We start from the raw sequence: 9,683 nt of genomic DNA on the forward strand, positions 1-9,683 counted from the left end.
AGACTCGACCGGCACACCGCCGATCACCAGGAAGAATCCTCCGCCGCACTGGCGGCTTGATCAACCCCCGAAGGATTTCCGGAACGGACCACTTAGCGGACTTTTTGTCCGCGAAGATCTTCCGGCATCCGGCGGCGGTGAGCGCGTCAAGCTGCCGCTCCAGCTTCTGCCCGCCGGTCGAGACCCGGGCGTAGCCGATTCTGATTCGGTGCGGACGAGCGGCTCCGCGACGAGAAGGCCCGGCTCGCCGTCCGGTTCGAGGGCGGTCATGGCCCCGGATCATGTCAGAAAACGGTGGGCCGGGGTTGAAGGGGTTTTTGAAAGCCCTGCGAAGTCCGGGCGGCCCCGCAGTGCGATCTTCAGGGCCGGAGCGCGGTCAGGCGGCGGCCGGCACGCGTGCGTCGTACTGGGCCAGGGTCCCGGCTCGGGGCCGAGGGGCACGGTGTGACGTGGCGCTGTGGCGCGGAGGCGGTGCGCCTCCGCGACCGCGGATGGGGTTCAGGGGGCCGGTTTGACGCCTCGATAGATAACCGCTATCTATTGGCTGTTCGTAGAGGAGGGCGGTTCGTGCAGGACGTGGTGCTGGCGCTGCTGGTCAAGGAGCCGTCGCATGGGTACGACCTGCGCAGGCGGTTGGCGGCGGCGCTCGGACCGTTGGGGGAGACGCTGAACGCGGGGCAGATCTATGTGACCCTCACCAGGCTCGAGAAGGCGGGGCTGGTCGTCCTCGAGCGTGTGGACGTGCCGGTGCGCGGCTCGCGGCGCAAGGTGTACGGGCTGACCGTGGCCGGGCAGGAGCGGGTGGCCGCGTGGATGGCCGAGGGTGCCGGGCCCAGAGCGGATGTGACGGAGTTCCACCTGAAGCTGGTGGCCGCCGCCGAGTCGGGTCTGGCCGATCCGCTCGCGCTCGTCGAGGCCCGGCGGCGGGAGCTGATGCGCAGCCTTGCCGAGGCCCAGCGCGCCGTCCTTGCTCACGACATGGACTCGCGGGCCGGGCTGCTTCTGGAGGGCATCGCGCTCCGGTTGCAGGCCGATCTGCGCTGGTTGGAGGCGTGCGAGCGGACCTGGTCCGCCCGCGCCCCACGTGGGGAAGGCGGAGGAATCGGATGACGAGAGACGTGCCGCGGGCCATGGGCCTGTCGCTGCGCAGGGGCACGAACGCGGGCCCGGGTGCAGGGCCGGTTGACCGCGAGCCCGGCGATGGGCCCGCGCCGGTGCTTCGTACGGTCGGCCTGTCGCGGGTGTACGGGGAGGAGGAGAGTGTGGTGTGGGCCGTCGACGGGCTCGACCTTGATGTTCCCGCCGGGCAGACGCTCGCCGTGACCGGGCCCAGTGGCTGCGGCAAGTCGACGCTGCTGCAGCTCCTCGGCGGGCTGGACCGGCCCACCGACGGCGAGGTGTGGCTCGGCGGGCGGCGCATCGACCACCTCAGCGAACGGGCGCTGGCCAGGCTGCGGCGCCGCGCCGTGGGATTCGTGTTCCAGGCCTACCACCTGATGCACGAGCTGACCGCGGCGCAGAACGTCGAGCTGCCCGCGCTGCTCGCCGGCGCCTCACCGCGCACCGCCCGCGTCCGTGCCGCCGAACTCCTCGATCAGGTAGGGCTCTCCGACCGCGCCCGGCATCTTCCCTCCGAGCTGTCCGGCGGGCAGCGGCAGCGGGTCGCCATCGCCCGTGCCCTGGTCAACAAGCCGCTGGTCGTCCTCGCGGACGAGCCCACCGGAAACCTCGACAGTGCCGCGACCCACGACATCCTCCGGCTCTTCGACGAGCTACACGCCGGCGGCCAGACCCTGGTCATGGTCACCCATGACGAGCGTGTCGCCGCCACGGCGGACCGCATCGTCTCCCTGCGCGACGGGACGGTGGCCGACGACACCCCCCTGGACAGCGGCAGAGGCGGCGGCAGTGGTGACAGCGGCGGCGGCACAGGGCTCGGCGCCCTGCTGCACTGGGAGGACTGACCGTGGGACACCTGCTGCTGATGTGGCGTCTGATCCTGCACGACATGCGCCGCCGTCCCGGCGTGGCCGTCATGTTCCTGCTCGCCGTCACCCTCGCCACCGCCTCCCTGACCCTCGGAACCGCGACCACCAACGCCGTGTCCACCGGATACGCCAAGACCCGCGCGGCCACCGCCGGCCCCGACGTGATGTCCTCGACGACGGACCCGAACCCCTCCGGCTTTGCCTCGCGCCTCGCACATACGCCCGGTGTGACTGCCCTCGGCGGCCCGTTCTTCGCGTTCGACACCACCATCCGGGCTCACGGCCGTTCCGCGCACTCCGCGGTCGAGGGGCGCGACAACTCACGGTCCGCCGTGGACCGGCCGCTGGTGACCTCGGGCACCTGGGTGCGTCCCGGCGGCGCGGTGGTCGAGCGCGGCTTCGCGCAAGCACTCGGCGTGCGCGACGGCGACAGCATCACCGTCAGCGGGCGCAGCATCCCGGTCGTCGGGACCGCGATCAGCGCGGCCACCTCGGTGTATCCGTGGGGCGACCCGGCGCAGGTCGGGCCGTCCGACGCCGGCGGCATGGTCTGGCTCACCACCGCCGACGCCCACGCGGCGGCAGGCGACACTTCCGGTGTCTACCTGATCTACCTGAAGCTGTCCGACCCCGCTGCGACCGACGGCTTCGGCAAGTCCGCGGCCGTCCAGGCCATCAGGCCCGACGGCTGGCTCAACTACCACTACTGGCAGAACGTCCTCCAAACGGACACGAACATGATCAAGGACACCCAGCCCACTCTGGTCATCGGCGGCTGGCTGCTCGCCGTCGCCGCGATCGTCACCCTCGCCGCGCTCGCCACCGCACGCGCCACCCGCGACAACCGGCGTGCCGCACTGCTCAAGGCCGTCGGCGCCGGCCCCGGCACCGTCACCGCCGTACTGCTGGCGCAGTACCTGCTGCTGACCGTCCTGGCCACCGCGCTCGGTCTGGCCACCGGGACTCTGGCCGCACCCCACCTGGTCGATCCCAGCGCCGGGCTGCTCGACACCGTCAGCCCTCCGGACTCCGTCACCGTCTCCGCCGCGGTCTTCCTCGCCATCGTGGTCGCCCTGACCGGTGCGCTCGGCCCCGCCGTGCGTGCCGCCCGCACCAGCACCGTCAACGCCCTGGCCGACCCGGCGCACATGCTCACGCACCACCCGCACCTGAACGCGGTGACGGCGTATCTGCCCACGTCGCTGCTGCTCGGCATCCGACTGCTCGCCCGCCGGCCCGGCCGCGCCGCCCTGGCCTCCGCCGGCACGGCCGCCACCACCATCATGGTCACCGCGGTGCTCACCTTCCACGCCGAGCTCGACGCGGCCCCCGCCTTCAAGCGGTTCGGCCCCATCGAAGTGCGGACCGACCAGACCGGCCAGGTGCTGCTCGCCGTCACCCTCGCCCTGGTGGCCCTGTCCACGCTCAACACCGTGCTCCTCGGCTGGAGCACCGCCGTGCAGGGCCGCCGCGCCCTGACCATCACCCGTACCCTCGGCGCCACACCCGGCCAGGTCGTCACGGCCCTGTGCATCGCGCAACTCCTGCCCGCCGTGCCCGCAGTGGCGGCGGGTATTCCCGCCGGGCTCGGCCTGTACTGGTTCTTCGGCACGCAGGTCACGCCCCCGGCGGCGTGGCTGCTCACCGCCGCACTCGCCACCCTGCTGGCAGTCGGAGCGCTGACCGCCCTGCCCGCGTGGGCCCACACCCGCAAGCCCGCGGGGCGCGTCCTCAACGCCGAACCCGCATGACGGACCCTTCACCAGGGCCGCCGATCAGTCATCGTCCTCGGCGGCGTCCGGGGCACGGAAGGGGCGCAGGCCCTGGCCGGGGCCGCTGGCCTTGATGTTGATCAGGTAGCGGCCCAGGAAGGCGCCCGAACCCGGTCTGCTAAAAGCAACCAAGATCAATCTCGCCGGGGTTTCCTGTACCGCAACTACTCACACCCGAGGAGGCCCGTGGGTTCAGCGGAACTGAAGCTTGTTCAGCGAGAACTCGCGGGTCGGTCCGTGTGCATCAGTTGGGTGTATCCGTGGGTTCGGTAGGAACGCGGGGTCAGGAGGTCCGGGTGTGGTGGTCCAGCAAGCGGGTGAGCAACTGCACGAACTGGTCGCGTTCGGCCGGACTCAGCGGTGCGAGCAGTTCGTCGTGGAGGTCGTCCAGGACCTTGTCGAGGCGGCGTAGGTGACGGCGGCCTCGGGTGGAGATCGTGATGATGTTGCGGCGCCGGTCATCGGGGTCCGGCGCCCGCTCGACGAGGTCACGCTCGGCCAGTTCGTTGAGCACGCCGACCATGTCGCTGCGGTAGATGCCGGAACGTCTACTCAGCTCCGCCTGGCTGGCCGGCCCGTGCTCCTGTAGCGAGGTGAGCACGGCGTAGTGCCACTTGCGGGCGTCGGCCCCGGCCAGCCCCTCGGTAATCAGCCGGTCCGACCGCGTGGTCAGCTGCGACAACAGTCGGCTCGCCCGCCGACGCAGCCTGTCGGGCGTCTTGAGCGCGCTGTCGTCGGGCATGTCCGCGGCTTCGGCTCTGATCATGGCGCCCATCCTATCCATTGCGTTAGTCCGACTAACGATGTACGGTCACTCGCGCCGAAAACGTTAGTACGACGAACGTTTATCGAGTGAACTCCGAGGAAGGAAGCTCTTGCCCACCAAGACACTGCAGATCCCCACCACAGACGGCCAGGCCGACGCCTTCGCCGCCTTCCCCGACCACGGCGAGCGGCACCCAGGGGTGCTGATGTACGCGGACGGCTTCGGCATCCGGCCCGTGCTGCAGGAGATGGCCCGCGAACTGGCCGGGCACGGGTATTACGTACTCGTCCCCAACCTCTTCTACCGGCACGGCCCGGCACCGGTGATCGAACTTCCCGAGCACATCGGAGAAGAGGTCCGGCCCGCGGTCATCGCCCAGCTGATGCCCTTGATCGAGGCGCACACCACCGAACGTGTCCTGAGCGACGCCGACGCCTACCTCAGGTTCCTCACCACCCAGCCCGAGGTCGGCGCCGGACCGCTCGCGGTGACCGGCTACTGCATAGGCGGCCTCCTGGCGATGCGCACCGCCGCGGCCCACCCCGGCCAGGTGGCCGCCGTCGCCGGATTCCACGGCCCCGTGGGCGCCGACGGGCCCAACCTCCTCTCCAAGCTCACCGCCCAGGTCCACCTCGGCCACGCCGAAACCGACATGACGCCCGAGGCCCTCGGCGAGCTCAACCAGGCCCTGGACGCCGCAGGTGTCAACTACACCTCCGAGATCTACCCCGGCACCGTCCACGGCTTCACCATGTCCGACACCGACGCCTTCAACCCCTCCGCACTGCAGCGCCACTGGGACCGCCTGCTCCCCCTCCTCGACCTCACCCTGGGCGGACTGAAACCCGTGCAGCCGCGGCTCCCCGAGCTCCCCGAAAACTGACGGCAGAACCCGGACGTCACCGAAGCTGCTGTTCAGCGGCCTGTTCCAGTAGTGCTCGTGCGGAGTCCGAGTAGCGCATCGCGGTCTTCTCGTCGAGCCCGAACACCTCGGCGAGGTGGAGCGGATCGGGCCCGTGGGTGAGGGCCTCTTCGAGTTGCCGGTCGACGCGGAGCCGCTCCAGCGTCGCGTCCTGTCCGCGCAGCGTGGCGCTGATCCAGTGGTTGCTGGCGCGGTTGGTCTTGGTGGCGGTCTGGTTGTTGATCAGCAGGTGGAGGTTGGCTGTGATCGGCCACCGGCTCCGTCGGTGCTCCAGCCAGTCCAGCAGCAGTTTCAGGGTGAGGTCGTCGAGCGGGCGTACTCGTCCGGCGACGGTCAGCCGGCGGTTGCCGACGTCGAGGTCGTCGAGCATGAGGGCGCCGATCTGGGCGACTCGGGCAGCGTGCACCGCGGCGAGGGCGAGGATGAGTCGTGCCGCCGGGGTGATGGCTGCCGCGACGGACCGGTCGACCTGGGCAGGGACGAGCGGTTGAATCACGCCGTACTCGTACTGACCGACCTTGATCCGGCTGGTGGGGTTGCGGAAGACGAGACCTGCCCGCTTGGCCCAGGTGAACAGTGAGCGCAGGGCGACGGGCTGGTCGCGGCGATGGTGGCCGTGCAGCTTTTTGACGTGGGTGAGGACATCGTCGCGGGTGACTTCCCGCAGGTGGTCGTAGCGGTTCGACCACTCCAGCAGCGCCGGTCGGACATGGTTGAGGTAGAGCCAGACCGTGCCTTGCCGCCGGGGCAGGCTGCGGGGGCCGCCGTCGCGCAGGGTCCGGGTCCAGCGCTCGGCCTCCGCGCCGATGCCGGGCGCAAGTCCTTCCAGGCGCTCGGCGAGCCAGCGTTCGAAGGTGGGCTCACTGTCGTCCAGGAAGATTCCCATCTCCTCCAGGACCGTGACGGTATGTCCGACCGGCAGGTCGCGGGCCCGGAGCGGGGTGAAGATCTCGCTGTGGCGGATGACATCGCCCTCGACGTACTCGGTGAGGACTAGGGCCAGGCCGCGGTTGACGGCGAAGCGGATGTTGCGCCCCCATCCCCGCGCTTCGGCGAGCCGGTGGGCGAGGTACTTCGCCCAGGCCAGCCACGGGCTGGCCAGGTCGACGGCTGTCGGGTCGAGACGGCTGTAGTCATGCGGGATCTGCTCGAACAGCGGCAACTGCCTCCAGTCGGCGCTCGGCCACCAGGCCGGCGCGGGCGGCGGCTTGCGGGGCGGTCCCCGTCGTCCTCCGCGCTGTGGAGGGGCGGGTGCCGAGCCGTTGCGATGGTGCAGGCCCACGAAGAACAGCTGATGGTGCCGGACGGCCTGGAGCCGGGCAATCACGTCGGCCCCGGCAGTCAGCGGACCGACAGCGGCCTGGGTGTGGAGGCGGGCCTGGCACCAGCACAGACGGCAGTAACCCCACTTCAGCGGCTGGACGCGGCGGCAGCCGACGCAGGTGGCCGTCTCGTGGCTGCGGCCGAACATGTAGCAGGTCTGGCAGAAGCGTCCGCTGAAGTCGCCCCAGGCCAAGCAGTTGTCGCAGGAGTCGGTGGGCTTGCGGTAGCCCTTCGGATACCGGCTCATACCGGAGGCAGCGACCGGCCATCGCGACGCTTGGGCACCACCGCCGGCGCAGCAGTGCCGGAGCCGACCGCGACTTGACCGGCCTCCTCCTGACCGGGCCGGTTGACCTTGCCCGGCTCCGGGATCAGCAGGTCACCGATCTCGCAGCCGAGGACGACGCAGATGACGTCCAGGTCCTCCAGTTTGAGCGAGACCGGCTGCCCGGACCACAGCCCGGACATCTTCCCGGCCGAGATCACCAGGCCGTGTTCCGCAAGGTTTCGCAAGCTCAGACGCCTTCCAGATGCCCTTGTTCGCGGCGGTCAGCCGCAGGTTCCACCTCATCGGACCAGTCCTTCGAGTCGCTTCGCGGCCCGTTCCATCCCGGCGGCCCAGGCGTCCTCGACCCGGGTCTGCTGCACGTGGATATAGCGCATAGTCGTGGCGATCCAGGAGCGCCCCAAGACCTCCTGGATCGCGAGCAAGTCCAGTCCGTTTCCGTAGAGTTGGGACGCGCAGAAGTGCCGGAGGACGTGCGGCGTCAGCTTCTCGCCCCACCCCGGCAGATGGGCTTTGGCCGCGGGATCACTGCCGCTGCCATCAACCGGCTGGCCGACTGATCTCGCTGCGCCACGGCGCACTTCCTGCGTCGTCCCACCATTCCTCGCTGGGCTGGCCTCAGCGAGGAATGGTGGGCGTTGCGCCATCCGGGGGCACGTCCTTGAGGTTCCTTAAGCAGCCTCGATCGCGGTACACGAGCGGATGGAGCGAAGTCGGGCAGAGGCCGACCCGATCATGGACGCCGTAAATGCCAAAGTCTTTCGATGACTCGTCCGGCACGATGGCTCCATGTCCAGGACCCCTGAGCCCAAGCAGTCCTCGCGCTCCGCATCCTCGGCTCTTGCCGCATTCGAGGCCGCGCTGACGCCTACGACAGCGAGTACTCCGGAGTCCGACCGCAACATCGTTGCCGCCGGCCAGCCGGAGCAGCACCCGCTCGACGACCACCAACTCCTCCCGCTCCGCCTCGACCTCCCCAAGTCGTTTGTCCAGATCCTCGGCGAGCACGTCCAACTCGGTGGGCCAAGAGTTTTTCGGGCCAGACCCCCTCGGGCCCCTCAAGGGCCGAGCATGATTGATTACGGGAGTTCATGCTGTCTGCTCGGTGAACGCCTCGGCGAGGAACTGGCTCGCGGTCGCGAATGAGCGTCGGTCGGCGCGTTCGTCGTAGGCCACGCCGGGTGTTGCGCCTGGCTGGGTGTGGCGGTGGGTGAAGCCGTGCAGGGCGCCGCCGTACATGATGAGCTGCCAGTCCGCGCGGGCGTCCTCCATCTCCTGGGTGAACGCTGTGACGTCCGCTGGCGGTACGTGGGGATCTGAGGCGCCGTGGCAGGCGAGGATCTTGGCGCGGACGGTGTGTGGTTGTGCCGGGGCCGGCGTCGTGAGGCTGCCGTGGATGCTGACGGCGCCTGCGATCCCCTCCCCGGACCGGGCCAGCGTCAGAGCGGCCATTCCGCCGAAGCAGAAGCCGACGGCGGCAAAGCGGCCGTCGGTGTCTGGGCAGTCCCTGAGCGCGTCCAGACCGGCCCTGGCGCGCGTGACCAGCGTGGCGGGATCGTCGCGCAGGGCTGTCACGCAGCTCATGATCCGCTGACGGTCGCCGGCCACGCCGTCGCCGTACATGTCGCAGGCCAGCACAACGTAGCCAAGTGCTGCCCAGCGTTGCGCTTGGTCGCGTGCGTGGTCGTCCAGTCCCGCGCCGCCGTGGATGAGCAGGATGCCAGGTCGCGTCTGTTGCTCCGCTTCACCGCGGTACAGCACGCCCGTCAGGGGAGTCCCTGCGTCGTGGTAAGCCAGGGGGTGGCCGATCGATGGCATTCGCTCTCCTAGCGTCGCTGTTGGATGCCTCGGCGACACTATCTTGCAAAGTGTGCAGTTTATCAGAATCACATGATTTACGCAAGGAATTGCAAGTCTCGATAATGTATCGATTCGAGCCAGGCGGAAAGGGCCCAGGCCCCGCCGCAACTACCGTCGGCGGCCAAGTCGTCTTGCTCGGCGCGGTCCTCGCCGCCGCCGCCGCTGCGGCCGGGCCGGCATCCCAGAGCCTGGGGAGGCTGGTCCAGCGCACCGTACTGGCCAGCGGCTGGCGCACCTGGCCACGCCCGCTGCGACAGCAGGCCCACACCCGTGTCACCCGCCGCCATGCCCGCTGGACCGCCGCCGCACACCGCTACTGGCAACAACCCGACGCCGATGCCCGCGCCTTGGCCGTGACGGGCGCCGGACCGATCCCGCACCGCGCCGGGCCGCGCACCATGCGATGCAGCGCGTCGCCGCCGAGGAGCCGGACCGGCCCGCCTGTAGCGGCCACCGCATCCAGGCCGTCACCGTCCGCCTGGAGCGCGACCACCACCTGGACCTGCCCGTCCTCTGGCCGAACCTGTGGCTCATCCTGCCCGAGACCACCCGCACCGAGATCACCACTGCCGAACAGGCCCTCACCCGCGCCACCACCCTCGGCGGTGTTGCCGCGTGACTCCGGGAAGACGTGGATCTGGTCGTCCTCGACGATGCGGTGCGCCAGCCGGTCGGCGGGGTGGACAGCCATCGCGGGGCGCCGTCTCCGCCTCCCTTATCTGGTCGCGGACGCGGTGCAGCTGGAACATCAGCGAGAGGAGGGACA

11 protein-coding genes and 1 pseudogene are annotated in these 9,683 nt (G+C 70.0%); 5 read left to right on the forward strand and 7 right to left on the reverse strand.

Features of this window, described 5'->3' with window-relative positions:
• Nucleotides 1-283: recombinase family protein (locus EFK10_RS05795; protein WP_240677018.1), on the reverse strand; the 283-nt coding region annotated here is incomplete at its 3' end.
• Nucleotides 284-567: 284 nt separating this feature from the next.
• Here EFK10_RS05795 and EFK10_RS05800 point away from each other — a divergent pair.
• Genes EFK10_RS05800 through EFK10_RS05810 form a run of 3 tightly spaced genes read left to right on the forward strand, consistent with a single transcriptional unit; the run spans nt 568 to nt 3,739 of the window.
• Nucleotides 568-1,110, forward strand: a complete 543-nt coding sequence (locus EFK10_RS05800; RefSeq protein ID WP_127354683.1) for a PadR family transcriptional regulator — start codon at nt 568-570, stop codon at nt 1,108-1,110.
• Complete coding sequence (locus EFK10_RS05805; protein ID WP_127354684.1) at nt 1,107-1,964, forward strand: ABC transporter ATP-binding protein; 858 nt, start codon at nt 1,107-1,109, stop codon at nt 1,962-1,964. The genes EFK10_RS05800 and EFK10_RS05805 overlap by 4 nt, the downstream gene beginning before the upstream one ends.
• A gap of 2 nt (nt 1,965-1,966) precedes the next feature.
• Complete coding sequence (locus EFK10_RS05810) at nt 1,967-3,739, forward strand: ABC transporter permease (RefSeq protein WP_127354685.1); 1,773 nt, start codon at nt 1,967-1,969, stop codon at nt 3,737-3,739.
• Nucleotides 3,740-3,763: 24 nt separating this feature from the next.
• Here the strand turns inward: EFK10_RS05810 and EFK10_RS51895 are convergent, their stop codons facing one another.
• Nucleotides 3,764-3,898: a hypothetical protein gene (locus EFK10_RS51895; RefSeq protein ID WP_265737475.1), complete on the reverse strand. Its 135-nt coding sequence runs from the start codon at nt 3,896-3,898 to the stop codon at nt 3,764-3,766.
• 145 nt (nt 3,899-4,043) lie between these two features.
• Entirely contained in the window at nt 4,044-4,526 is a 483-nt protein-coding gene (locus EFK10_RS05820) for a MarR family winged helix-turn-helix transcriptional regulator (RefSeq protein WP_127354686.1), read from the reverse strand.
• A 109-nt stretch (nt 4,527-4,635) separates the two neighbouring features.
• Between EFK10_RS05820 and EFK10_RS05825 the strand changes: the two genes are divergently transcribed.
• Nucleotides 4,636-5,409 (forward strand): dienelactone hydrolase family protein, encoded by a 774-nt coding sequence (locus EFK10_RS05825; protein ID WP_127354687.1) that lies wholly within the window; start codon nt 4,636-4,638, stop codon nt 5,407-5,409.
• 16 nt (nt 5,410-5,425) lie between these two features.
• Here EFK10_RS05825 and EFK10_RS05830 read toward each other — a convergent pair whose 3' ends face one another.
• From EFK10_RS05830 to EFK10_RS05850, 4 genes and pseudogenes are all read right to left on the reverse strand, one after another.
• Nucleotides 5,426-7,018 (reverse strand): hypothetical protein, encoded by a 1,593-nt coding sequence (locus EFK10_RS05830; RefSeq protein WP_127354688.1) that lies wholly within the window; start codon nt 7,016-7,018, stop codon nt 5,426-5,428.
• Nucleotides 7,015-7,342 (reverse strand): annotated as a pseudogene (locus EFK10_RS05835) (helix-turn-helix domain-containing protein). Before EFK10_RS05835 ends, EFK10_RS05830 begins: the two are co-directional and overlap by 4 nt.
• On the reverse strand, nt 7,339-7,704 hold the full coding sequence (locus tag EFK10_RS05840; RefSeq protein WP_240677019.1) for a tyrosine-type recombinase/integrase: 366 nt from the start codon (nt 7,702-7,704) through the stop codon (nt 7,339-7,341). Before EFK10_RS05840 ends, EFK10_RS05835 begins: the two are co-directional and overlap by 4 nt.
• A gap of 442 nt (nt 7,705-8,146) precedes the next feature.
• The gene (locus EFK10_RS05850; protein ID WP_127354690.1) at nt 8,147-8,875 is read right to left on the reverse strand and encodes a dienelactone hydrolase family protein; all 729 of its coding nucleotides are present in this window, start codon (nt 8,873-8,875) and stop codon (nt 8,147-8,149) included.
• Between the two features lie 445 nt (nt 8,876-9,320).
• Between EFK10_RS05850 and EFK10_RS05855 the strand changes: the two genes are divergently transcribed.
• On the forward strand, nt 9,321-9,536 hold the full coding sequence (locus EFK10_RS05855; RefSeq protein WP_127354691.1) for a hypothetical protein: 216 nt from the start codon (nt 9,321-9,323) through the stop codon (nt 9,534-9,536).
• Nucleotides 9,537-9,683 lie beyond the last annotated feature (147 nt).

It is taken from the genome of Streptomyces soli (assembly GCF_003999195.1).
In the GTDB taxonomy this organism is placed as follows: domain Bacteria; phylum Actinomycetota; class Actinomycetes; order Streptomycetales; family Streptomycetaceae; genus Actinacidiphila; species Actinacidiphila soli.